22 protein-coding genes and 7 pseudogenes are annotated in these 23,514 nt (G+C 55.5%); 20 read left to right on the plus strand and 9 right to left on the minus strand.

What is annotated here, in order from left to right; genetic code table 11:
- Positions 1-250 precede the first annotated feature (250 nt).
- The 5 genes from IMCC20628_RS23265 to rfbD are packed head-to-tail and all read left to right on the plus strand — an operon-like array spanning position 251 to position 4,639.
- Positions 251-1,186 carry a glycosyltransferase gene (locus IMCC20628_RS23265; RefSeq protein WP_047033014.1) on the plus strand — a complete coding sequence of 312 codons (936 nt, stop codon included), beginning with the start codon at positions 251-253 and terminating at the stop codon, positions 1,184-1,186.
- A gap of 39 nt (positions 1,187-1,225) precedes the next feature.
- Complete coding sequence (rfbA, locus tag IMCC20628_RS23270; RefSeq protein WP_047032964.1) at positions 1,226-2,086, plus strand: glucose-1-phosphate thymidylyltransferase RfbA; 861 nt, start codon at positions 1,226-1,228, stop codon at positions 2,084-2,086.
- Entirely contained in the window at positions 2,058-2,669 is a 612-nt protein-coding gene (gene rfbC / locus IMCC20628_RS23275; RefSeq protein WP_343123263.1) for a dTDP-4-dehydrorhamnose 3,5-epimerase, read from the plus strand. The genes rfbA and rfbC overlap by 29 nt, the downstream gene beginning before the upstream one ends.
- A gap of 1 nt (position 2,670) precedes the next feature.
- A complete protein-coding gene (gene rfbB / locus IMCC20628_RS23280) occupies positions 2,671-3,723 on the plus strand; it encodes a dTDP-glucose 4,6-dehydratase (protein WP_047032965.1) in 1,053 nt (350 codons plus the stop codon).
- Positions 3,724-3,739: 16 nt separating this feature from the next.
- Positions 3,740-4,639 carry a dTDP-4-dehydrorhamnose reductase gene (gene rfbD, locus IMCC20628_RS23285; RefSeq protein WP_047032966.1) on the plus strand — a complete coding sequence of 300 codons (900 nt, stop codon included), beginning with the start codon at positions 3,740-3,742 and terminating at the stop codon, positions 4,637-4,639.
- Between the two features lie 57 nt (positions 4,640-4,696).
- On the opposite strand, the pseudogene IMCC20628_RS24890 reads toward rfbD, so the two are convergent.
- From IMCC20628_RS24890 to IMCC20628_RS23315, 5 genes and pseudogenes are all read right to left on the minus strand, one after another.
- Positions 4,697-4,924 (minus strand): annotated as a pseudogene (locus tag IMCC20628_RS24890) (DDE-type integrase/transposase/recombinase); the annotation flags it as partial.
- A gap of 33 nt (positions 4,925-4,957) precedes the next feature.
- A pseudogene (locus IMCC20628_RS23290) lies at positions 4,958-5,644 on the minus strand (integrase core domain-containing protein); the annotation flags it as partial.
- A gap of 12 nt (positions 5,645-5,656) precedes the next feature.
- Positions 5,657-6,614 (minus strand): IS630 family transposase gene (locus tag IMCC20628_RS24895; protein ID WP_156174391.1). Its coding sequence is split into 2 segments (ribosomal slippage): positions 5,657-6,262 and positions 6,264-6,614, totalling 957 coding nucleotides; the frame shifts between segments, so codons are not numbered across the junction.
- 68 nt (positions 6,615-6,682) lie between these two features.
- Positions 6,683-7,036 (minus strand): annotated as a pseudogene (locus IMCC20628_RS25255) (transposase); the annotation flags it as partial.
- Positions 7,037-7,127: 91 nt separating this feature from the next.
- Positions 7,128-7,916, minus strand: a complete 789-nt coding sequence (locus IMCC20628_RS23315) for an IS630 family transposase (RefSeq protein WP_082128386.1) — start codon at positions 7,914-7,916, stop codon at positions 7,128-7,130.
- A 473-nt stretch (positions 7,917-8,389) separates the two neighbouring features.
- Here IMCC20628_RS23315 and IMCC20628_RS23320 point away from each other — a divergent pair, with 473 nt between their 5' ends.
- The gene (locus IMCC20628_RS23320) at positions 8,390-9,169 is read left to right on the plus strand and encodes an ABC transporter permease (protein WP_197078504.1); all 780 of its coding nucleotides are present in this window, start codon (positions 8,390-8,392) and stop codon (positions 9,167-9,169) included.
- Positions 9,166-9,927 (plus strand): ATP-binding cassette domain-containing protein, encoded by a 762-nt coding sequence (locus IMCC20628_RS23325; RefSeq protein ID WP_052766649.1) that lies wholly within the window; start codon positions 9,166-9,168, stop codon positions 9,925-9,927. Before IMCC20628_RS23320 ends, IMCC20628_RS23325 begins: the two co-directional genes overlap by 4 nt.
- 227 nt (positions 9,928-10,154) lie before the next feature.
- Here the strand turns inward: IMCC20628_RS23325 and IMCC20628_RS23330 are convergent.
- Positions 10,155-10,463, minus strand: a pseudogene (locus IMCC20628_RS23330) (integrase core domain-containing protein); the annotation flags it as partial.
- 86 nt (positions 10,464-10,549) lie between these two features.
- On the opposite strand from IMCC20628_RS23330, the pseudogene IMCC20628_RS25735 reads away from it, so the two are divergent.
- Positions 10,550-10,711: pseudogene (locus tag IMCC20628_RS25735) on the plus strand (IS3 family transposase); the annotation flags it as partial.
- Positions 10,712-10,781: 70 nt separating this feature from the next.
- Positions 10,782-11,012, plus strand: coding sequence for a toll/interleukin-1 receptor domain-containing protein (locus tag IMCC20628_RS25740; RefSeq protein ID WP_245307980.1), 231 nt, complete (start codon positions 10,782-10,784; stop codon positions 11,010-11,012).
- Positions 11,013-11,022: 10 nt separating this feature from the next.
- Here the strand turns inward: IMCC20628_RS25740 and IMCC20628_RS23345 are convergent, their stop codons facing one another.
- Positions 11,023-12,270 (minus strand): IS256 family transposase, encoded by a 1,248-nt coding sequence (locus IMCC20628_RS23345; RefSeq protein WP_047029227.1) that lies wholly within the window; start codon positions 12,268-12,270, stop codon positions 11,023-11,025.
- A 102-nt stretch (positions 12,271-12,372) separates the two neighbouring features.
- Between IMCC20628_RS23345 and IMCC20628_RS25745 the strand changes: the two are divergent.
- The 3 genes and pseudogenes from IMCC20628_RS25745 to IMCC20628_RS23355 all read left to right on the plus strand — a co-directional run.
- A pseudogene (locus IMCC20628_RS25745) lies at positions 12,373-12,567 on the plus strand (TIR domain protein); the annotation flags it as partial.
- A gap of 216 nt (positions 12,568-12,783) precedes the next feature.
- Positions 12,784-13,338 carry a hypothetical protein gene (locus IMCC20628_RS23350; protein WP_156174710.1) on the plus strand — a complete coding sequence of 185 codons (555 nt, stop codon included), beginning with the start codon at positions 12,784-12,786 and terminating at the stop codon, positions 13,336-13,338.
- A 247-nt stretch (positions 13,339-13,585) separates the two neighbouring features.
- Positions 13,586-14,014: pseudogene (locus IMCC20628_RS23355) on the plus strand (acetoacetate--CoA ligase); the annotation flags it as partial.
- A 217-nt stretch (positions 14,015-14,231) separates the two neighbouring features.
- On the opposite strand, the gene IMCC20628_RS23360 reads toward IMCC20628_RS23355, so the two are convergent.
- Together IMCC20628_RS23360 and IMCC20628_RS23365 are read right to left on the minus strand one after the other, a co-directional pair.
- Positions 14,232-14,945, minus strand: a complete 714-nt coding sequence (locus tag IMCC20628_RS23360; RefSeq protein ID WP_047032971.1) for an IS6 family transposase — start codon at positions 14,943-14,945, stop codon at positions 14,232-14,234.
- 16 nt (positions 14,946-14,961) lie between these two features.
- Complete coding sequence (locus IMCC20628_RS23365) at positions 14,962-15,267, minus strand: IS5 family transposase (RefSeq protein ID WP_047032972.1); 306 nt, start codon at positions 15,265-15,267, stop codon at positions 14,962-14,964.
- 157 nt (positions 15,268-15,424) lie between these two features.
- Here IMCC20628_RS23365 and IMCC20628_RS23370 point away from each other — a divergent pair, with 157 nt between their 5' ends.
- The 8 genes from IMCC20628_RS23370 to IMCC20628_RS23405 all read left to right on the plus strand — a co-directional run bounded on the left by IMCC20628_RS23370 (position 15,425) and on the right by IMCC20628_RS23405 (position 23,509).
- Positions 15,425-15,679 carry a hypothetical protein gene (locus IMCC20628_RS23370; RefSeq protein ID WP_047032973.1) on the plus strand — a complete coding sequence of 85 codons (255 nt, stop codon included), beginning with the start codon at positions 15,425-15,427 and terminating at the stop codon, positions 15,677-15,679.
- Positions 15,680-16,531: 852 nt separating this feature from the next.
- Positions 16,532-16,756, plus strand: coding sequence for a hypothetical protein (locus tag IMCC20628_RS23375; RefSeq protein ID WP_156174711.1), 225 nt, complete (start codon positions 16,532-16,534; stop codon positions 16,754-16,756).
- Between the two features lie 134 nt (positions 16,757-16,890).
- Entirely contained in the window at positions 16,891-18,192 is a 1,302-nt protein-coding gene (locus IMCC20628_RS23380) for a sugar ABC transporter substrate-binding protein (protein WP_047032975.1), read from the plus strand.
- Between the two features lie 188 nt (positions 18,193-18,380).
- Positions 18,381-19,607 carry a mandelate racemase/muconate lactonizing enzyme family protein gene (locus IMCC20628_RS23385; RefSeq protein WP_047032976.1) on the plus strand — a complete coding sequence of 409 codons (1,227 nt, stop codon included), beginning with the start codon at positions 18,381-18,383 and terminating at the stop codon, positions 19,605-19,607.
- 33 nt (positions 19,608-19,640) lie between these two features.
- Entirely contained in the window at positions 19,641-21,239 is a 1,599-nt protein-coding gene (locus tag IMCC20628_RS23390; protein ID WP_047032977.1) for a GMC family oxidoreductase, read from the plus strand.
- A 7-nt stretch (positions 21,240-21,246) separates the two neighbouring features.
- Positions 21,247-21,729 carry a hypothetical protein gene (locus IMCC20628_RS23395; RefSeq protein WP_245307981.1) on the plus strand — a complete coding sequence of 161 codons (483 nt, stop codon included), beginning with the start codon at positions 21,247-21,249 and terminating at the stop codon, positions 21,727-21,729.
- Positions 21,726-22,652, plus strand: a complete 927-nt coding sequence (locus IMCC20628_RS23400; protein WP_047032978.1) for a sugar ABC transporter permease — start codon at positions 21,726-21,728, stop codon at positions 22,650-22,652. Before IMCC20628_RS23395 ends, IMCC20628_RS23400 begins: the two co-directional genes overlap by 4 nt.
- On the plus strand, positions 22,649-23,509 hold the full coding sequence (locus IMCC20628_RS23405; protein ID WP_047032979.1) for a carbohydrate ABC transporter permease: 861 nt from the start codon (positions 22,649-22,651) through the stop codon (positions 23,507-23,509). Before IMCC20628_RS23400 ends, IMCC20628_RS23405 begins: the two co-directional genes overlap by 4 nt.
- Positions 23,510-23,514: the final 5 nt, after the last annotated feature.

Raw genomic sequence — 23,514 nt, forward strand, 5'->3', positions numbered from 1 at the left:
GTCGGGGCGGACACCGCAACAGATCACGAGGAAAAATTCGATGCCCATGGGAAATATCAGAATTGGGTGACTTTTCGCGCGCCGATACATGCCGCAACAAGCCTTGAACGCATGAATTGAAAGCGATCTCTTTCGACGATAAGTTTATGGCCACTGAATACGTCATCGCGATAACATGACGTTGAGGCGACATATTTACCCGCTATCGGAATCACCTGTACTGGAATCACAAATGGAAGTTGGTGGGGACATGAAAGACAAGCCGAACGATCTTACCATCCTCATGGCGACGTATGAGGGCGAAAAATTCCTTCAATCTCAACTGGCATCCTTTGCGGAGCAGGATACGCAGCATATCCAAATCAACGTCTCCGACGACAGCCGATCTGACCGGACACGCGATGCACTTTCTGAACAGATAAAAGACTTTCGGAACTATGATCTGCACTACTCCGAAGGGCCACGAAAAGGTTTCGTGGAAAATTTTCGGGCGCTCATACTCAACTGCACTCCGCAAACCCGTTATTTTGCCTTCAGCGATCAAGATGATATTTGGCTGCCGGACAAGACCAGCCGTTCGTTAACGTGGTTGCAGGAACAACCATCCGATGTGCCCGCACTTTATTGCGGACGCACGCAAATGATTGATCAGGATGGTCGTGACATGCGGCGGCTGTCTCCACTTTTTTCACGAGCCCCAGCGTTTAAAAACGCTTTGGTCCAGTCGATCGCCGGCGGCAACACCATGACGATGAACCGAGCCGCGTTCGTCTTATTGAAGCGGTCGCTCGTGAAAGGAACGCCTATCAGCCATGATTGGTGGGCCTATATCATGGTCACCGGGGCCGGTGGCGCGATAAAATACGATCCGCAACCGCTTACACTTTATCGCCAACATGGCGACAACATCGTAGGAGAAAACAGCTCCTACGCCGCCCGTGCGGCGCGTCTTCAAATGGTTATGGATGGGACTTGGCGACGCTGGCAGGACGTACACCTGAAATTGCTTGCCGACAATTGGGAAGAGCTGACGCCTGATGCCCAGTCAGTGACCAACTCTTTCATGGAAGCGAGACGAATATCACCCATAGGGCGCTTGAATTGGCTCCGACAATCTGGTGTATGGAGACAAACCAAATTCGGCACCGCTTCGTTGTACATAGCGACACTGGCAGGGCGGCTGTGACAAGAATGACCGTTTATCGGCAATGAAAGGTAGATTATCATGAAGGGCATCATTCTTGCGGGCGGATCGGGATCGCGCCTTTTTCCATGTACAATTGCTGTTTCCAAACAACTGCTTCCCGTCTACGACAAGCCAATGATTTACTATCCTCTTTCGGTGCTCATGCTTGCCGGAATCCGGGATATATTGGTGATCACCACTCCGCAGGATGCGGCGCAATTCACCGCACTTCTTGGCGACGGCTCCCACTTTGGCGTCAACATCTCTTATGCGACCCAAGCCGCACCCAACGGGCTTGCGGAAGCGTTCATCATCGGGCGGGAATTCGTCGGCAACGACAATGTTGCACTCATTCTCGGTGACAACATATTCTACGGTGACAGGCTTTCGCAAATATGCCGGGACGCCATAAGCAACGAAGACGGCGCGACAGTCTTTGCATACAAGGTTACCGATCCCGAGCGCTATGGTGTGGTGGATTTTGACGAAAACCGCCGAGCAATCTCGATCGAAGAAAAGCCTGCGAAACCGAAATCTAATTGGGCGGTGACTGGTCTGTATTTTTATGACAATGACGTTTTGGATATCGCAGCCGGCATCAAACCTTCTATGCGTGGCGAATTGGAGATCACGGACGTCAACCGCGCTTATCTCGAAAGAGGAAAGCTTCAGGTGGCGAAGTTCGGTCGCGGTTTTGCATGGCTCGATACAGGGACGCACGATAGCCTGCACGAGGCAAGTGCCTTTGTACGCACCATTGAGCACCGCCAGGGCATCAAAATTGCCTGCCCGGAAGAGATCGCATTCAACAGTCAGTGGATTGATGCCGAGAAAGTTGAAAGCCGTGCACAGTTTCTAGGAAAGACAAGCTATGCAAAATATCTGCGAAGCTTGGTGTAAACGGTTGATAATGACAACAAATAAAGAGACCGCCATCTCCGGAGTATTGGAGATATATCCGGACCGGTTTGATGATGATCGCGGTTTTTTCTCGGAGATCTATAACCTCCGCAGACTTGCGGCGCTTGGTATCAACGAGACTTTTGTTCAGGATAATCTTTCATTATCGACGTATCCACCGGTTTTGCGCGGATTGCACTTCCAGCGCAGACCCCATGCACAAGCCAAACTCATAGGCGTGATGACCGGTTCCATTTTTGACGTGATCGTTGATATCCGGGAGGGATCTCCGACCTACAAGCAGTGGTTCGGGCTGAAAATTTCGGCGAAGAAGGGGAACCAGCTTTTTGTTCCGAAGGGCTTCGCGCACGGTTTCTTGACACTGGAAGCCAACACCAGCGTTTTCTACAAAGTTACTGATTACTACTCGAAAGAAGATGAGCGGAGCATACGCTACGACGATCCGGACATAGGGATCACGTGGCCTGCCACCTCGGATGACCCCATCATTTCCGACAAGGACAAAGCTGCGCCCATGTTGGTCGATGTTGACAATAACTACAAGTATTTAGGAGGAACATGACATGCGTATTCTCGTGACAGGTGGCGCAGGCTTTATCGGATCGGCTGTTTGCCGACACTTCGTGAGGGCAAATCACGAGGTGATCAATGTCGATAAGTTGACCTACGCTGGAAATCTGGCCTCTTTGAAGGAGGTGGAAAACCGGGAAAACTACACGTTTGTGAACGCTGATATTCGCGACTACGACAAGATACTCGAGCTGATGCAGACATCTGAAGTGGATGGCGTGATGCATTTGGCCGCCGAGAGCCACGTTGACCGATCCATCGATGGACCCGATATCTTCGTGGACACCAATGTGGTCGGCACGGTTGCCCTTCTCAGGGCTGCGACCAAATTTCGTGACGGTCTGGATGCGAAACGGCGCGACAGTTTCCGTTTCCTCCACGTTTCCACCGATGAAGTCTATGGTGATTTGCCTTTCGATAGCGGCTTTTTCACTGAAACGACCCCATATTCTCCGTCGTCGCCCTACTCTGCGTCAAAGGCAGCATCCGACCACTTCGTGCGTGCATGGTATCACACCTACGGTCTGCCGATTGTGGTTACAAACTGCTCCAACAATTATGGGCCTTATCATTTTCCTGAGAAGCTAATCCCGCTTGTCCTGCTCAACGCAATGGATGGCGCAGAACTACCCATCTACGGTCGCGGGGAGAATGTCCGCGATTGGCTCTATGTAGAGGATCATGTGCGCGCCCTTGAACGAGTCATTACCAGGGGGACGGTGGGAGAAACCTACAACATCGGCGGCAACAACGAGCGCACCAATCTCAGTGTCGTCGAAGCCATCTGTGACATACTCGATCGACAAAAACCACGGTCAGACGGCAAGTCTTACCGCGAGCAGATCGTGTTTGTGACAGACCGTCCCGGACACGACCGGCGCTATGCAATTGACGCTACGAAAATCCGCACGGAAATTAACTGGGAACCCAGTGAAACGTTTGAGAGCGGCTTGGCAAAGACGATCAGCTGGTACATTGATAACCCTTGGTGGTGGTCGCCTCTGCGCGACACCGACGCCCGCAAACGCCGGGGGCAAAAACAATAGCGGTCAGGTGTCAAGCGTGAGAATTCTCGTCACTGGAACTTCTGGACAGATTGTCACCGCTCTTAAGCAACGCTGCGAAGAAATAAGAGATATCGAGCTCATAGCTGTAGGCCGTCCGGAATTGGAACTTTGCCAGCCGCAGGACATAGCGAGAACCGTTGCGCGCCATGTGCCCGATATCGTCGTGTCTGCCGCGGCGTTCACCGCCGTCGATTTGGCGGAGGACGAGCCCGAAACTGTTATGCGCATGAATGGCGACAGCGCAGGTGAAGTGGCTCTTGGAGCCGCCATGGTCGGGGCACCCGTCATTCAGCTGTCTACCGATTATGTCTATGACGGCACCAAACCATTCGCATGGACGGAGGACGACCCTGTCAATCCGATGTCGGTATATGGCAAGAGCAAGCTCGCCGGAGAACGGAATGTCATGGCCGCGAATCCAAGGCATGTCATACTGCGAACGGCTTGGGTTTATTCGCCTTTCGGAAAGAACTTCGTCACAACCATGCTGGCGCTCGCGCGGGAACGCGCTGAGCTGAACGTTGTCGATGATCAATATGGCTGCCCAACGTCCGCCTTTAATGTAGCTGACGGTATACTTTGTGCAATCGAGCGTTTGTATTCCCCCGACGCGAGCGGTGATGAGTTGTGGGGCATCTACAATCTCGCAGGAACCGGAACAGCAACTTGGTGCGATCTTGCGCGAGAGATATTTTGGCAAAGCAAGAAACTGGGTCTTCCAGCATCCAACGTGATATCAATCGCAACCGAGGACTTTCCAACCAAGGCTATTCGCCCGAAAAACTCAAGGCTGGATTGCTCAAAATTCGAAAAGACCTTCGGCTTTCGTTGCCCTCGTTGGACTACCTCTTTGGAACACAGTTTGGAGTACATCGCCCGGTACAATTACAGATAGTCGCTGTGGTGATGTCAGGTTAACGAGACGAGTGCGAGTTCGACTTGCTCGAAGTGATCATGGGGCGGTTCCGGCCATGCCTTTCCAATGTGCGAACGCCCTGAGACGATGCAGATGGACGTCGATGGCTGTCTTTCTCAGGTGGGTTGGAACGAAGAGATTTCGGATTGCGGAGAAGACGCTGATGAAACGTTGCAACGCGCCTGGCGAACGGAACCGCTGCATTACCCGTTCCCGTTTTCGCAGCGGCAGGTGCGAGTTTTCGGCTCGATTGTTTAACCCCTTGGCCTGCCCCCAAGGGGTGATCCGGATTCAATGTTAGTGCATGCTCGGCCTGACCGCTACCGCCGGAGTTGAAGTCGGCCCGTTTTCGCGAGACCAAACTGTGGCTTCAGGTGCCGGTGGCTTGTAGTTCAGTGATGAGTGAGGACGCACGGTGTTGTAGTGCTGTCGCCAGCCCTCGATGCTGATCTTTGCCTCCTTGAGCGTGTAGAAGATTTCTCCGTTGAGCAGTTCGTCCCTGAGCTTCGAGTTGAAGCTTTCGCAATAACCATTCTCCCAAGGGCTGCCCGGCATGATGTAGGCCGTTTTGACACCAACCAGCGCAATCCACTCCCTCAAAGCCTTGGCGATGCATTCTCGCGTGAACTCGTCGATCACATTGAGCATGCGGATTTTCCTTCCATTGTGCGTGCGGTCCTCGACAAAATCATAAGACCAGACATGGTTGGGGTATTCCGGCTGAAGCCGGATGCACGAACTGTCGTTCAGCCAGAGCCGACCGCGCTTGGGTTGCTTGGATGGAACCTTCAGCCCCTCACGCCGCCATATTCGCTCAACCCGTTTGACGTTCACAAGCCAGCCTGCCTGATGCAGCATCGCCGTGATGCGACGATAGCCATATCGGCCATACTGGAGAGCGAGTGCCGTGATGTCGGCGGTCAATGCCGCTTCATCATCCGGGGTCTTTGCGACTTTGCGCTGCGTGGAACGATGCTGACTTAGAGCATCGTACGTTTAATCCGGCGCATAGCCTGCTGCCTTGAAATAGTTCCAGCATTCGGTTCTTTCGAAGAGATGGCAGATAGAGCCAAGTGCGTCTGAAAGCGCGTCGAATGTTCTGGCGGCCGCGGCTCTCAGATGTGCCTTGATCTTCGAGAAAGCCATTTCGATGGGATTGAGATCTGGGCTGTAGGACGGAAGGAACAGGAACCAGGCTTTGCTTTCCTTCAAGATCTCGGCGGCTTTTTCGCTTTTGTGAACGGCGAGGTTATCCAGGATGACGACGTCGCCGGGCGATAGGGTCGGGGCGAGTTGTGTCTCGACGTAGGTGTCGAAGGATATGCGGTTCATGGCGTGGTGAATGATCCACGGAGCGGTCAGGCCATGGCAGCGCAGGGCGGCGATGAAGGTCTGCGTGCCCCAATGACCGAATGGTGCATCCATATGCAGCCGCTCACCGCGCGGGCAGCGCCCGCGAAGACGCACCATTTTCGTATTCACCGATGTTTCATCAATGAAGACAAGACGATGCGGTTCGAGCCGCATCCTCGGCTGTCGCTTGGCGATCCAGACATCACGAGAAAGCCGCACTGGCGCGCGGGCGCGTTCGGATGCCATCAGCGCTTTTTTTATATGTGAACCCTTCCGCCACCAGAATGCGCGACAGGGACGATGGCGGAACGCGAACGCAATGCGTCTCGTCAAGCTTGTCGACCAATTCCGGCATCGTGATATCGGGCTTTTTCTCGACTTCGGCAATCAGGAAGGAGCGGTAAGCCGCAAGCTTGCCGCCGCCCGGCGGGCGGCCTTGGCGCGGTGGCGACACAGACCCGGTCTTGCGGCGATGCTGCATGACACGGATCGCCGTGCTGTCGCCGATGGCGAAACGACGTGCTGCTGCCCGGCAGGAATGCCCGGCCTCAACCATAGCAATGACCCGTGCTCGGATATCTACGGAATGCGGTTTGCCCATGAGACACCTCCATTCCCGAAACAACCATGAAACCGAACGAAATGGAATCCCACCTGATTCACGTTTCGTGACCGATGCTGTAGAACCCGGCATGCCCGCCGTTCGGACACACCCAGCTCTTCGGTGACATGATCCACACAAGCGCCCCTCTCGTCGTTTGCAAGCAAACGACTGCCGGGCAGCGGGACGGCGGGCGGGGCTTAGAAGTTTCCCCTGGCGGCCTCCGCAAGGATCATCTTGTCCAAGGTCAGATCGGAGACTGCCCGACGGAGGCGAGCGTTCTCGGTCTCCAATTCCTTCAGACGCTTCACCTGATCGCCCTTCAGGCCACCGTACTCTGATCGCCAGCGGTAATATGTAACTTCCGTCACGCCTATCGACCGGATTGCCTCCGCCATCGATTTGCCTTGTGCATTCAGCACGTCAACTTAACGAAGCTTCGTGACGATCTCTTCTGCCTTGTGTCTTTTACCTGCCATTTCAATGTCCCTCTTACGGCTCGTAAGCCATACTTCAAAAAGGATCACTTTTCAGGGGGCAGACCATTTCGGCCAGGTGCTGGTTCATGGCATAGGTGTCACACCACGGCATGACGAGGGCCGCGGCTTTCCCGTGCCTGGGGCAGATCGCGCCGAAAATGTATGCGGAACGGGTGCGCTGGTCGTGTGGAGCAGACGGCCTCGATCCACGCTTGGCCCAACGGCGTGTGATCTTGTTCGTCTGCCCGATCCTGGCTTCGTCTGGAACCAGATTTCGATCACTCTGCCTTTGGCGGGACCCTTGGCGATTTCCGCCACAACGGCGGGGAAGTTTTTTTAAACGTCTCGGCGGCATCGGCATCCTGCGCATAATGCCTCGGCGGGCGGAGAGTTTGCGATAGCCCAACGCGCGCACTTCGCGGCCCAAGGTCTGCACGCTTACCGAGATGCGGAATTCCTCCCATAGCCACTGGGCCAGATCACACAGACGCCAGCGGACAACGCCGTCAAGATAAGGTTTGGGGCCGCGTTCGATGGCTTGCGCCAAGGCCGAACGCTGATCATCATTCAACAGCGACGACTTGCCGGGAGCTTTGCCATTGACCAGCCCATCGGGACCGCGATCATTGAAGCGTATCACCCAGTCCCGAACGATCTGAAGGGACACACTGCCCAGACGGGCCGCATCTGAGCGCGAGCCGCCGTCATAGATGGAAGCAAGCGCAAGCAGCCGACGGGCCTGGTTGGCATCATTTGTTTGGCGGGCAAAAAGACGCAGTCTTTCCCCATCAAAGTCCGTTCGCAAAGAAATCGCTGAACCCATGGCAAACCTCCCGTTTGCAGCATCGATTCAGATTCGCCGCCTTTTGGGAATCCCGTGAGTCAACTTCTAGGAGGCTTGGTATAACCGGTCTCCTCATCAGTGTGGTTTGTGCAAAACCACTGTTGAGACCTGAGAACCGGTTATGGCCACCCGCTGCGCTATTTGAGCGCTGCGCGTGTGGCCATAACCTCAACAGCGCTCTTTCCCGACGTGCTACTGGAATCAGTGGCCGGATGCTATCGGAATCGGTGGCCGGATCGTCCCGGAATACGTACGCATGAGACCCCCGCTCGGGCTACGCCCTCCCGGAAGTCTCCTGCGTACGCAAAGGTGGCCGAATTTTGCGCCGCCGCGTGGCCGTTTTTTGTTCCGCCGTTGACAGACAAACCCTTGCTATCGGCTAACCCACCGTGATAATGCTCATCGCAACCCAAATCCCGATACCAGATTCGAACGGTCCAGACATTACTGCGATGAACACGCTCACAGCCGACCTAAAGGACGGCTTTAGTCGATACACTCTGGCCGTCGCTTTGGCACGCGAAGACTTGCTTGACAGGTATCGACGCAGCTTTGTTGGGATTGCTTGGATCGTCATTTCATTTCTGTTGTTCATCGGTGTCAAATCGATGGTTTTTTCAGGGTTTTTCCTGCCCGAAGACTACGATTTTTTCTCCCATTTGGTCATCGGATTCGCCATATTCTCCTTCATCAACCTTATCGTGACGCAAGGTGCGAACCTGTTCTTCGCCAATCGGACTTGGATTTTGAGTTCGAGTACGCCTTACACTGTTTACATCCACAGCCTGGTTATCCGAGCCTTCATCGAGCTTGCTCTAGTCTCTGTGACTTCGGCACTTCTCATAGTGGCGTTTGGAGACGTTGACTGGAGACAAGCATGGATAATTTTGCCCGGTGCAGCCGTCTATTATGTAACCGCTTTTGGTTTGTGTCTTCTCACCGCGCCCCTTTCAGTCAGTATCAAAGATATCGTTCATGCGTTGCAGGCCGTGATGCGTGTCACTTTCTTTGCAACACCCATCATCTGGGTCGCGGAGCCGGATACACTGAGGGGAACCGTAGCTTTCTGGAACCCCCTCACATATTATATCGATATTGTGCGTGTTCCGTTGCTCGAAAGCCGGTTTCCATCTGAATCGTGGATTGTTGTTGGCGTCCTGACAACACTTATATGCTTTCTTGGCGCAGTGACCTTTAATCGGCTCAAGCCGCGAGTAGCGATATCGTTGTGACCCTCGATCAGAAATCCTTCTTCGATGTCCGAGAGTTGTCGATCCGGTTCCCGGTCCGCCAGTCTGTCTTGGGAGCGGATGCCAACAGGCTTGGCGGTGAAATCCAGTCGGCAGCCGGACATCAGTTTGTCTCAGCGCTGGACAATGTTTCCTTCCGTCTGGAGGCGGGCGATACGCTTGGGTTGTTGGGCCATAATGGCTCCGGCAAGACGACGTTGTTGCGCGCGATGGCAGGCATTTTTCCCCCGACATCCGGCGAGGTCAAGTATCAGGGGAAGCTGGGAAACGCGATCAACATAAATATCGGTTTCAGGCCAGAAGTCAGCGGTCGAAATAATATCAAGCTGAAAGCGATCATTGCTGGAAAGATGCGCTCCGAATTTGAACAACTTGTCGAAGACGTGGAAACCTTTGCCAGATTGGGACCTTATCTTGACATGCCCATGCGCACCTATTCACATGGCATGCGCGCGCGCTTGGCGTTTGGTGTGGCAACAGCCTTTCATTATGACATTCTGTTGCTGGATGAGTGGCTGGGTGCAGGCGATAAAGAGATGCAAAAAAGCGCTTCGGAGCGAATGAAACAGTTTGTCGAACAGGCAAACATTATAATTCTGGCTACGCACCACACGAGTTTGATGCGCAGATGGTGCAATATGGGCTTGGTCCTTCAGAAAGGGCGTATGGTCTTTATCGGCCCCATTGGGGAGGCAATCGAAGCCTATAATGAGGCCTATTCACTGGAAGATAGCCCCTAATTGATACGAAAAACGGAAAGCCGCGCACAAAGATTGAAAGGTCCCTGAGATTGGAAGTCGCCAGCACTAAACACCCAGCGGAATAACTGCGGCCTATACGGGGGCGGAACAAGAGTAGTTCCCAGCGACACGCTAAGGTCGAACGAAACGTGAAAGTCATGCAGCCAGAGGTGGCTCGGTTTGTCTGAACAGTTTTGGGCGTATGCTTAAGTGGATTTCCGCCTTGATTATGCTGCCGCCAGGATTGGCGTCAGCGCATTGAAGTAAGCCTGATCCGGTGTTTGCCGGTCAAGGGATGAATGTGGGCGTCGGGTGTTATAGAAGGCCAGATATCGACTGATGCCTGCTCGGGCCTCCGGCACGGTTTTATAGGCATGGAGATAGACCTCCTCGTATTTGATCGACCGCCAAAGCCGCTCTACAAAGACGTTGTCCCGCCATGCGCCCTTGCCGTCCATCGAGATGGCTATTTCAGCCTTCTTTAGCATCGCCGTGAAGTCGATGGATGTGAACTGCGATCCCTGATCCGTGTTGAAGTGTCTGACGTCAGCGCCCGTGGGACAGATTTGAGGATTTGAACAACGGAGGATTTCTGGTTCATCTTACCGATTGGGAGATCGAGATGAGACAGAAGCCTGAAACATCGAAGAACGCAGCTGACAAGCTGGTCAAGAACATCCGCCGCAAGACCCGCCAGACCTATTCAGCGGAGGAAAAAATCCGTATCGTTTTGGCGGGTTTGCGTGGAGAGGAAAGCATCTCGGTGCTGTGCCGCCGCGAAGGTAGCAGCGGCGGCGGATCCAGCACTGTTAGCGAAGTGGTCGAAAGCCGGTTCAACAATTTTGTATACGCCCGTGGAAGCTAAGGCACTCGAACCGATCCGCGAAACCGTCGAGAGGCGCGCGGAACTACCTGATCTTCGTGATGTCTTCTTGTGCCATGCATGGGCTGGCCGGCTGGAAGATGCCACGGAACTCTACAATCAGCTCAAAACGCGCGGTGTATCCGTCTGGTTCAGCGAAAAAGACATTCCTCTTGGATCGTCGTTCCTTCGCGAAAGAGTTATTGTCAAATCTGGTGTTTGAGGCTTGTCGGTCATGCGGCGATCTGGTGGGGGTTTGTAGCTTCAATTCCGTCTTTGAACGTGACGCCTGTGATGACTTTGGCCAGGTAATCAAAGCCGCGTAGTTTTCGCCAGTTTTGCTCGGCGCATTGCCCCAGCTTGAACATCATGTGCAGCATGCCTTCGCGGGTCAGGCAGCCCTTTGAACGCTTGGTGCGATGCCGGATCGTGGCAAACGCAGATTCAATTGGGTTGCTGGTGCGGATGCTCTGCCAATGCTGGGCGGGGAAGTCGAAGAATGCCATGAGCTCTTCGCGATCTTTTTGCAGGCACAGCGCTGCCTTGGGATACTTTGGCTCATAGGTTTTGATGAACAAATCGAATGCCTTGTTCGCATCGTCTTTGGTCTCAGCCTGCCAGATATCGTGGATCGCGGCCTTGGCCTTTGGCTGAGACAGCTTGGGCAGGCAGTTGAGCACGTTCATCGTTTTGTGCTGCCAACATCGCTGCTGGCGGGTCTCGGGGTATACTTCCTCCAGCGCCGCCCAGAACCCCATGGCTCCGTCTCCAATCGCCAGCTTGGGGGCATTCATTCCTCGGCTGTTCAGGCTCAACAGAACCTCGCGCCAACTCTGCGTGGACTCGCGCACCCCGTCCTCAATGGCCAGGAACCGCTTTTTGCCACGGGCCGTAACGCCAACAATCACAAGGGCGCACAGCTTGTCGTTCTCGCCCCGAAGCCCGCTATGGACGCCGTCAGCCCAGATATAGACGATTGGCTCGTCATCGAACGCAGCGTCTCTCCAACCGTCGTACTCCTTTGCCCAATCACGCTTGAGCCGCGACACAGTATTCGCCGATAAGCCAGCGGCATCAGGGCCCAGAAGAACCTTGAGGGCAGCGCCCATTTCGCCGCTGGAAACACCTTTGAGATAAAGCCATGGCAAGGCCGCTTCCAACGTTCTGGTTCTGCGCACATAGGGTGGCACCAGGGCAGATCGAAATGTCACCGGTGTGCCGTCCTTGGATCGAACCTTTGGAATGCGCACGTTCACGGGGCCAATGCCGGTCTGTACTGGCCGAGCCGGATGATGCCCATTACGAACAACAGCTGCGTGACCTGCCTCAGTGCGCAAGTCGGCAAATTGCGCCAGATAACTGACAAGCTCTGCCTCGACTGCTGTCGCGATCAATTGCTGGGCTCCCGTTCTCAACAAATCCGTCAGCGTGTCCGTCATCCCGTCTCGACGCGCAAAATCAACAATGTTAGTCGTCTCCATGGTGGCGTATCTCCTTTGGTTGGGCTGCTGTCTCGCAACAACAAATCAACCAGATACGCCGCCAACCTTCAAACCGCCCAAACACCAGATTCAGTCATAGCTCTTCGCGAAATTGATAGAGGATTGGCAAAGTCGCGCATCGGGATCGTGCTCGTGACACCCGCGCTTCTGCTTCGCCTTCCAACGGGAGGTGTTGCAGACAGAGAGCTTTCGGCGCTTCTCGCGACTGACCAACTCGTGCCAATTATTCATAACACGGCTTACGATGCTCTGCGCAACGTCAGCCCGCTGCTGAGTTGCGGTTTTGATCGAATGAGAGGAATCGGTCACCCCGGCAGAACTGCCGGGGTAGCCCACGCAATGACTGTGGGGCATTCGAGCTTGGGATATGCCTGACCCACGGAACTGAGTCGCAGGAAAATCGGCTTGGTTGTTGATTTCCACCCAGAATTGACCCGGGTAGCGGCCTAATTTCCATTGAGAATTGACCCATGTGACCCTTCCCCCAGCGCCATGCGCAACGGGGTACATTGGAGTGATACACATGGGACTTTTGAACATCATCCGACGTATGGCTTTGCGAGAGAAGTTGCCTCTGCGCGAGTGAGCATCGCATCCGACCAGGCAAGCATGCGGCGCGCTCAACTGGCACTCGATCTTCCGGCAATCCGTCAGTTTTCCACACAAACCGACATTTATCTTCGCGTTGAAGATTGGGTGAACAAGACGCTCAATTTCCGCGGTGCGGAGGCTGTCTTCAGCGAAGAGCCTGATGCCGAAGCCGATCTCAATTTCGACATGGCGATGCCTGCCTATACCATCGACTATTTCATGGCGGTGTTTTTTCCCTGGCTCGATTGGACGCTTCACGAATATCAGGACGCCGACAACGGCGCTGGCGAGGTGGCCGTCCATATCCTAAGAGTTAAACTCTCGGACGTGGGCAACGCGGCACTTACTCTTGATGAATTCTATCGATCCGAGCTCCCGCCGTTTCGACCCGAACCTGAGATTTTGCATATGCATGACGATCGGGAGGATGAATGCGATTTCGGTAATCCCAACTAATGGTGCCTGTGCACGCAAAAGCCGCGGTACGAGGGGATCACGCCACCGACTTGATGCGAACCTCTCCAACTCACAGAGGCAAATTTTGAAGACTGATCAAACAGATTACTCGTGCGCGCGCTTCAAGGGTCTGGAGAGACCGATGATCAATTTGTGGGGTCTGAATGACTGTACGCCCGCTAGGGATCGTGAGACGCTCTGTCGGGATGTCCCGCGCGAAGTCACTTCTTTTTCTGTGCAGCGACAGAGCCAGCATGGCGGCATAATCATCCATGGACGCTCCGACGCGACGCTCAACCCGGGCGGGGTTCGGATCGGCACCGCAGAGATTTACAATCAAGTAGAACGGCTCACGGAGGTGCTCGAAGCGCTGTGCATCGGTCAGCAATGGGATGGCGACGTGCGGGTTGTGCTGTTCGTGCGGCTGGCGCCGGGCGTTACCCTCGACGCGACGCTTGAAAACAAGATCCGGACGACGATCCGGACGGGTGCCTCTCCGCGCCACGTGCCGACCAAGATCGTCGCCGTCGCCGATATTCCGCGAACCAAATCGGGCAAGATCACCGAACTCGCCGTGCGCGAGATCGTCCACGGCAGGCCGGTGAAGAATATGGAGGCGCTCGCCAATTCCGATTCATTGGAGTTCTATCGCGACCTGCCGCAACTGCAGCATTAACAGCATGAAGATTTGGCATCGTAACGTTGGGTCCATCCCCGCAAAGGTACCGAATGCGACATAGGATTTACGGTCAGGCGCTGGCCGCAGGCAGAATGTCGGATCCGACTTTGAGGACACGCTTTGCATGCTCCCGGAGTTGGCCGGCGGGTCCGACGTAGCGATAGGGCATCGTCAACTTATCGGTCTTTGCCGAAAAGGAGCTCCACACCCCTGGTCAAGCGGCCTTCAACTCACCGGTGATGCCGTGCCAAATGCTGTGAGCATCCGAGCGAGATTGCCGATAGGCTGGGGCGGATAGTTTGTGGCGGCGAGGGCGAAATACAGTTTGGACTTGATCGTGGACAGACAAAAAGAGGTGTGCTTGGCCGGGCGATTTGAAGCGGGCCATGATCTTTTCTCGGCGCCGCGTCGGTCGATGCGAGCTTTCGGACCTGTTGTTTAAGCCCTTATGCCTGCGGTGGTCGATGCTGGGTGCGAGGCCTTTCAGAGCCGCACTATAGCTGCCGAGTTTGTCCGTGATCACAACCCGCAGCCGCCCGTATTGCTTGAATAGCTTGCGGAAAAAGCGTTTCGCTGCGCACGTGTTGCGCCGAGATTGAACCAGAATATCAAGAACGTCACCATTGCTGTCGATCGCGCGCCAAAGCCAGAATTTGCACCCGCGGATAGGAATGACCACTTCATCAAGGTGCCATTTATCAGACGGCGCAGGCCGATCCCGCCGGATGGAAGCGGCATACATTGTACCAAATTTGCCAACCCACTTCCTTATCGTCTCGTAGCTCACGACGATGCCGCGCGCCGCAAGTAGATCCTCGACATCGCGCAGGCTCAAGGGAAACCGAAAATAAGACCAGACCGCATAGGCAATGATCTCAGGCGGGAAACGGTGACCTTTGAAGGCGCCGGAATGTTTGGCTTTTGTCATGTCCGTCGGTACGATTTCAGATCAGGCCCCGCAAGTTGACGATGCCCGCGATACTACCCATGAAGCCTTGTGTCTGGCGCAACGGTTGCTTGAAGACAGCGCTCAGGGTCAGGCAGATCTTGATCGCCAGGTCTGAATATGTCCGCTGACCACCCCGCGTCGCCCGGCGCGGTGCCCGCCACCAACCAAGCGCCTCTTCGCTGACCCAGACCGTCAAATCCCCGCGACGCCGAAGGCTTTCGTTGTAACTCGCCCAGTTGGACACACGATACTTTTGCTTCGGAATTTTACCTCGGCGGTTAGCATTGAATTTGTGCGGCATGCTCAGCATCCTGAATGGGAAGGAGTAACCTCAGTATCAGGCTGAGAACGATCCCTGCAACAAAGCCCCCCAGCAGAAGCATCGGGTAACCAACACCCCAAAACTTGACTTTTCTGCGCGAAATGCGTAAATTGCGTGAAATTGAAAGGAGACATTCATGCCCCAGGCTCGAACCGTTCCCGCGAGTGATTTCTCGCGAAACTTTGGAAAGTATCAGGACGAGGCGATCAAGGCCGGCGTTATCAGTGTGAGTAGTCACGGCCGTGTTGTAGGGGCCTATCTTTCGGCTGCGGAGCTGGAGCATTTCGAGCACCTTAAGCTGCGGGAACGTCAGGTGCTGAAGATCGGTGAGCTTGATGACGACACGCTTGCGACGATTGAAAGTGCTGAATACGGCGCCGAGCCTGAGTGAGCATTCCAACACCAAAACCTGGCCTTGTCATTCGATACAGCTTTCTCTGGAGCTCTGAGCGCGATCAGGGGTCGGTCGAGGGATCGAAGGACCGACCTTGCGCAATTGTGGTTGCGGTGCCTCAGGGTGAGGATGGCCATATCCGAACGATCGTTACGCCCATCACACATAGCCCGCCAGCCGATCCGAGCACGTCTCTTGAGATTCCAGCAAATGTTTGCCGCAGTCTTGGGCTGGACGGCACGCGACATTGGTTGCGGTTTGATGAACTGAACCGCTTCACGTGGCCCGGATACGATCTACGCCCTCGACCTGATGGATCCTATCACTATGGGATGCTACCTGCTGGGCTCTTCGAGGAACTCCGGAACGGAATTATCGCTGCGCAGAGAACACGACGTGGGCGGATCATGTCGCGGGATGATTGACCCGGTGTTTTGCCAGCAAAAATCATCATAAAACATGCTTTGTTCCATAATATGTCTTACGCGATTTTTTCTAAGACATTGAAATAATATGTAGAATGTGCCTGTTCGCGGTTCGCTGCATTTGAACCGATCGAGAACGGTGACCTCTCCGACTGATTGCACCAGTCCAGAGATTTGTACTCAAAGCTTCAATCTGGAGAGACCGGTGTTCTTTCACTTTCGGCGTCGTCTTTAGCTGCGGGTCGGCACGGGCCGCCCAATAAGCGCAATGCCTGTTGCGAAACAATACGCCATATAAGGCATATTTGATTATTTAGCCTGCCACTTGTGTCCATCGAGCTTCAAGCTACAGACTCAGGGCCCGTTCCATTTCCTGATGTTCGAATGCGGGTTCCAGGCTGCGAAGGTCCGCGCCGGTCACACCATGATTCCGCATGATGTCCCTCCAAGTGCCGTTGATCTGCCGTGCCATTACGCGTGCAAGCTCGCTGGCTTCTTCTGCGGCGAGGTTGAAGAATACGGCGGCCTCAAGCGCCAGCTCCAGCGAGGCGGCGAAGGGTTCACCTTCGATGATGGCTGTCTTCAGAATGCGATGGCGTTGCGGCTGCGGGTCGACATCAAAAAGCTGCGAAAGGCTTCACCTGACTGAGCTATGTTGACAGCAGGCAAATATGCATTCTATATTCTATAGAATACAGAACATGCAGCACGACCAAGGAGGATGACATCGTGAAAAGCATTGATATGAGACCCCTAGCAAGGCGCAGGAGCGTACTCGCCGGGGTGGCCGGATCTCTTATTCTGGCGGCTATGCCGCTGGCGTCTGCGCAAGCGGATGACGGACTGGGAACTGCCGACAATCCCGTAGAAGTTCGGGTTATGGCCAACGAAGCCTTTGCCAACACATGGCAGACAATACTCGTGCCCGAGTTCAACAAGGAATTTCCGAATGTGCGCGTTGTCTTCGACGGTGTGCCCTATACCGAATTGCTGGCTAAGATGATGCTTGACGCAACCAGCCCGGAACCAGACTACGATGTGCTTCTGGTCGATGATCCGTGGGTCCCGCAACTGGCCGAGATTGGAGCTCTCATGGACCTGAAGGGCGAGCAGATCTCCGCGCTAACCGACAAGGATTACGACTGGGGCGACTTCAATGCGGCTCCATTGGCTGCTGGCGAATGGAAGGATGTACAATATGCCGTTCCCGTCCGCTCCAACGTGCTGCTGCGGTTCTACAACCGGTCGCTCTACAAGGCGGCAGGACTGCCAGAGCCAACACCGGCGCAAACCTGGGACGAATTCTTCAGCGATGCCGAAAAACTGGTGCGTGATACCAATGCCGACGGCAAGGCAGACGTCTGGGCGGTTGATACCTATTTTGTCCGCGAGTCGCTGACGCCGACCATCTGGCAATCTATCCTCAATGCGAATGGAGGCAGTCTGCTTGACGAGTCGGGCGTGCCAGCCTTCGCAAACGAGATCGGTGCCAAGTCGCTCGAAACCCACAAGCGCCTGCTGGATTATGCGCCCCCCGGTGCACTGGGTCACGGATTCTCCGATTCTCTGCAGGCATTCCGTCAAGGGCTTGTCGCCAACCTGTTCAACTGGGGCAGTGTTTACAAATCGACAGCTGTCGATCCGAAGTCGACAACCCTGACCGTGGACGAGGTCGGCATTCAGGTGTTGCCAGTGGGCGACGCTCAGGCAGGAACGCATCGCGGCATCTGGATTGCCGGCGTTGGCAGCAAAACCAAGCATCTGGAGGCTTCATGGGCCTTCCTTCAATGGTTGACCTCCAAGCAGGGCGAGAGCATCAATGCATCTCTGGCCGGGTCTTTCCCGGCGCGCAAATCCACGCTCACTGGCACACCGGCTGAACCTTGGCTCGGACCGGTCTATGCAACGTTGCAGAACGCCTATGAAGTCGCTGCGGCCGGTGGCATGTGGCGAATTCGGAGCCCGAAGTCCGACGCTGCCCAGCAAATCCTGGCTGACGAAGTTGCCCGAGGTCTTGCCGGACAGGCAAGTGCCGAGGAAGCGTTGAGTGTTGCCGCCGAAAAGATTGCGAAAGCTCTCAAATAGGCTGACACAAATCGGGCATGGGTGCCTAGCGCCCCCATGCCTCCCGTTCCGCGGAAATCCCCGCGATGAACATTTCTAGTTTCTAACAACCGGCTACGACGCAGTGACATGGCGCAACAGCGCCAGTGCATCAGGCTTCGCATGCCTATGGGCGGATTTGCCGTGCCCGTTCTTGATTGGGGAATATGATGCCGACGAAAGCAATTGTCAGTGAGGTCAAGACGCTCTCCTGCAGCAACTCCTGGCGCAACTACTACTTTCTGAAAATCACCACAGAGGATGGTATCACCGGCTGGAGTGAATTCGACGAGAATTTCGGCTCGCCGGGCGTCTGCGCTGTCATCGCCGAACTTTCACATCGCCTCATCGGCCAGAGCGCGATGCATCACGAACACATCCGTGAAGACTTGCGCAATGTGACGCGACCCGGCTCAGGCGGGGTAATCGGACAGGCACTGGGCGCGATCGAAAATGCGCTTCTTGATGTCAAGGCGAAAGCTCTGGACGTGCCGTGCCATGTGCTGCTCGGCGGCAAGGTGCGCGACCAGATCAGGGTCTACTGGTCGCACTGCGTCTCCTATCGCACCCGCACGGAACACTTCACGCCCGGCATTGTGGATGTGAACGGTGTTCGCCAGATTGCCCGTGAGGTTGGCGAGAAAGGCTTCACGGCGCTGAAGACCAACATCTTTCACTATGATGACCACGACCGTATCGAAGGCTGGTCTCCGGGCTTCAGCCGCCCACACGAGCCCGGCCGGAATGTCGAGCGCAAGACCCGCAAAGACCTTCGCAAGCACCTTGAAATTATGCGCGAGGAAGCCGGCCCGGATATCGATATCCTACTCGATCTCAACTTCAACGGAAAGACCGACGGCTTTCTCAGCATGTTGCGCGAGATCGAGGACCTGGACATATTCTGGGTTGAGCTCGATACGCTTGATCCGAAAGCACTTGCTTACATTCGTGCTCATAGCCGGCATCCGATCTCCTCATGCGAAACATTGATCGGTTTGCAGCAATTCCTGCCGTTCTTCCGCGAGCAGGCGGTCGACGTCGCCATCATTGACACGCCTTGGAACGGCGTGTGGCAGTCCCTCAAGATTGCCGCGGCTGCGGAAGCCTTCGAGGTCAACGTGGCCAGCCACAATTTTTATGGACATCTCTGCACGATGATGAATGCCCATTTCAGCGCCGTCGTGCCGAATATGCGGATCATGGAAATCGATATCGATCGCATTGCCTGGGACACGGAAATCTTTACCCATGTTCCCGAAATCAGGGACGGTCATTTGATCGTGCCGGACCGCCCCGGCTGGGGCACAGAACCGAATGAAGCTGCGCTGGCAAAATATCCGCCACTGCCCGGCGTGGGCATGCCAAAGCGGGTATCGATTCCGCGATTGTCGCTGTAGCGGTGTGATTGGTTCGGAATATGGAAGAATGCAATGAATGAACCTGTCGACGTTCTTATCATTGGAGCAGGTGCGTCCGGCGCGGCGGTTGCATGGAGCCTCGCCGAGACCAGGATGCGCATTCTATGCCTGGAGCAGGGGAATTGGGCCAAGTCGTCCGATTTCCCCAGCAACGGCAGGGATTGGGAAGCCCGGACACTGGAAGACTACGCCATCAGTCCAAACCGCCGCGGGCTGGCAGCCGACTATCCCGTCAATGACGATGACTCGCCAATCAAGATTGCCAATTTCAACGGCGTCGGAGGCGGAACGGTTTTCTATGCGGCCCACTTTCCCCGTCTCCATCCCTCGGACTTTCGTGTCCGCAGCCTCGATGGAATCGCCGACGACTGGCCCATCGACTACAAGACGCTTGAGCCGTTTTATGCGTTAAATGACCGCATGACCGGCGTTTCCAGCCTTGCCGGTGATCCGGCCTATCCTCCCAAGGATTCGATGATGCCGCCCATTCCGATGGGCAGAACCGGTGAAAAGCTTGGGGCCGCCATGAACAGTCTTGGCTGGCACTGGTGGCCCTCCGATGCCGCCATTGTGACGGAAGCCTATGAGGGGCGCGCTCCTTGCATCAATCTCGGCCAATGCGGCTCAGGCTGTGCCCAGGGCGCCAAGGGCAGCACTGATGTGACCTATTGGCCGGAAGCGATCCGGTCCCGGATTGAACTACGCACCCGGTGTCGTGTCAGCCGTATCGAAACCAATGATGCGGGCATGGCGACGGGCGCCTTCTATTTCGACGCGAATGGCCAGGAGCAGTTTCAGCCAGCTGAAATCGTGATCATGGCCTGCAATGGCATCGGCACACCACGGATTCTGCTCAATTCCGCTTCCGATCGTTTTCCTGATGGGTTGGCGAATTCCAGCGGGCTGGTCGGCAAGAACCTGATGCTTCATCCCTACGCCCAGATCCGCGGTCATTTCGACGAACCTCTCGATGGCTATCGTGGATCGCCGATCTGTACATGGAGCATGGAATTCTACGAGACGGATCAATCGCGGGATTTTGTGCGGGGTTACAGTTTCCAGTTTTCCCGGGGCATCGGTCCGGTGCGAACGGCCATCAATGGAATGGCCGACGGGCTGATCCCCTGGGGAGACGGCCACCACGCGGCATTCCGCCGGTTGTTCGACCGCAGTGCCGGGATGGTTTCGGTCTGCGAAGATCTACCCGAGGAGACCAACACGGTGACGCTCGATCCGGAGCTCAGAGATTCGGATGGTATCCCGGCAGCGAAAATTCATTATCGGCTTTCGGAAAATTCACGCCGGATGCTCGACCACTCTGTCGCCAGAGGCGTCGAAATCCTCATGGCCGCCGGCGCCCGCGACATCACCAGCAGAGCACCGTTGCCCTATGCCGGCTGGCACCTGATGGGGACGGCGCGGATGGGCACTGATCCCGCGCGATCGGTGGTCAATGAATGGGGTCGCAGCCATGATGTTAAAAATCTGTTCATCGTCGATGGCAGCGTTTTCGTCACTTCTGGCGGCGTCAATCCGACATCGACGATTCAAGCCTTTGCCCTGTATGTCGCCGACCAGATCAAATCTCGTATCTACAACCTGTTCGATTGAGACCGCGATGATGACCAATGAACACCATGACCCTGGCGACCTCTCACCCGATGCGCGACAGACGCTTCGCTGCATTGTGCATCATATGATTCCGGCAAGCGCCGAATATGATGTTCCCGGCGCGGACGATCCGGTCATCTTCGCCGATATCCTTCGATCGATTGACCGCGACCGGGCAGCGCTGCAGGAAGCGTTGCAAACTGTCGATACCATGGCCGGCGGTGCGCTGGCCGATCTGCCGGAAACGGGGCAAAGGACATGCATATTGGAATTCCGCACCAGCAGGCCGGAGCTCGCGGCTGTGCTCGAGGCGGCAACAGCTCGCTGTTACTACCGTGATGGCCGCGTCATGGCCTCGATCGGAATGGAGGTCCGGCCGCCTTTTCCGGTCGGCTATACAGTCAAACAGGGGGATTGGTCGCTGCTCGAACCGGTGCGGGCGCGCGGCAAGATCTATCGGGATGCAGATATGACGGAGGGAAGTGAATGAGCAAGGACACCAAAAAGGCAGTCGGGCACAGTTCCTCGCGCCATCGCGGACGAACCAGCGATCTGCTGGTGCGCTGGTCGTTTATGTTTCCCGCGATCCTGCTCCTTGTGACCATGCTTGCCTATCCGATATTTTATACGATCGACATCAGCTTCTCGCGCTTCGACATCTCCACTTTTGGCGCCGGTGAATGGGTCGGATGGGAAAACTACATTGAAGTGATGGACGATTACCGCTTCTGGGAGTCGCTCAAGGTAACGATGATTTACCTGGTTATTGCACTTCCATTGCAGGTCGTTCTCGGTTTCGGGATCGCTTATCTGATCAATGCGGAATGGTCAGGCCGCGGTGTCATCCGGGCGCTGTTCATCATCCCGATGGTTGTGGCGCCGGTTGTCGCGGGAGGCATGTGGCGCATGATCTTGGACCCGCTCTGGGGCATCATGAATTATTGGCTCGACTTCATCGGCATTGGCCCCATGGACTGGTTCGGCGATCCGAACCTGGCCATGGCCGCGATCATCATCATCGATACCTGGCGCTGGACTCCATTCATCGTGCTGATAGCGACGGCCGCCCTGCTCGCGCTTCCCAAGGATGTCTTCGAGGCAGCCAAAATCGATGGCGCCAATTGGTGGTCGACCTTGTGGTCGGTTGCAGTGCCGCTGCTGGTTCCTGTCATTGCCGCAACATTTGTTATCCGTTGGCTCGGTGCAGTGAAGATGTTTGATATCGTTTTGGCAGCGACCTATGGCGGGCCGGGCAAGGCCACCAACGTCATCAATCTCTTCATCTATGAAGAGGCGTTTCGATCGTTGCGCTTTGCCGAATCCGCAGCGATGGCTGTGATCGTGCTGGTGTTGACCATGGTTCTGACCGGGATATTCCTGCGTGCCAGCCGTAAGCTGGAGGACCTGTTTTGAGCTCGCCAGTCACCTCAACACAACGTCATGCCGGACGCACGCTTGGTCACAAGCTGCGTGTTGCCGGCGGTGTCTTCATCAGCATTGTCTTCCTGTTCCCGATCTACTGGATGATCCTGACTTCATTCAAGGATCAGGTCGACATCTTTACCACCCCGCCGAAGTTCTTTTTTACTCCGACGCTGGCGGCCTATGTCGAATACATGCAGCGCGCGGATGTCATGAACCGCCTGATCAACACCATCATCGTCGCAACCGGAGCCGGGCTGCTTTCGATCGTTGTCGGCACGATGGCAGGTTACGCACTTGCCCGCATCCGGTTGCGTGGCGCGGCGACATTCGGCCTGCTCATTCTCCTGTCGCGCGGCGTTCCGCCTATCGCGCTCGCCGTGCCGATGTTTCTTGTCGCACGCAAACTCGGTCTAATCGACAAGCACATCACGCTGATCCTGGCTTACAGCACCTTTCTCATTCCCTATGTGATGTGGCTGATGCGGAGTTTCTTCATGGGATTGCCGCGCGAGCTTGAGGAATCCGCGATGATCGACGGATGCTCCCGCTACGGTGCCTTCTTCAAGATCATCCTGCCGATCTCGTTGCCCGGCGTTTTGTCGACCTTGATCTTCTCCATGATCCTGGCCTGGGAGGAACTGCTTTTCGCACTGGTGCTGACCAACCGTCACGCCTCAACGATCCCGGTGGCGATCGCGGGCATCGCCGGCGATACTGTCAATGGCGCCAATTGGGCCGCGCTCACGGCTGTCGGTACCATTACCGTCATACCCGTCGTGGTCTTCGCGCTCATGGTTCAGAAGTGGCTGATCAAGGGATTGGCGGAGGGGGCGACCAAGGGATAGAAACG

Origin of the sequence: Hoeflea sp. IMCC20628 (assembly GCF_001011155.1) — a bacterium.
Lineage (GTDB): Bacteria > Pseudomonadota > Alphaproteobacteria > Rhizobiales > Rhizobiaceae > Hoeflea.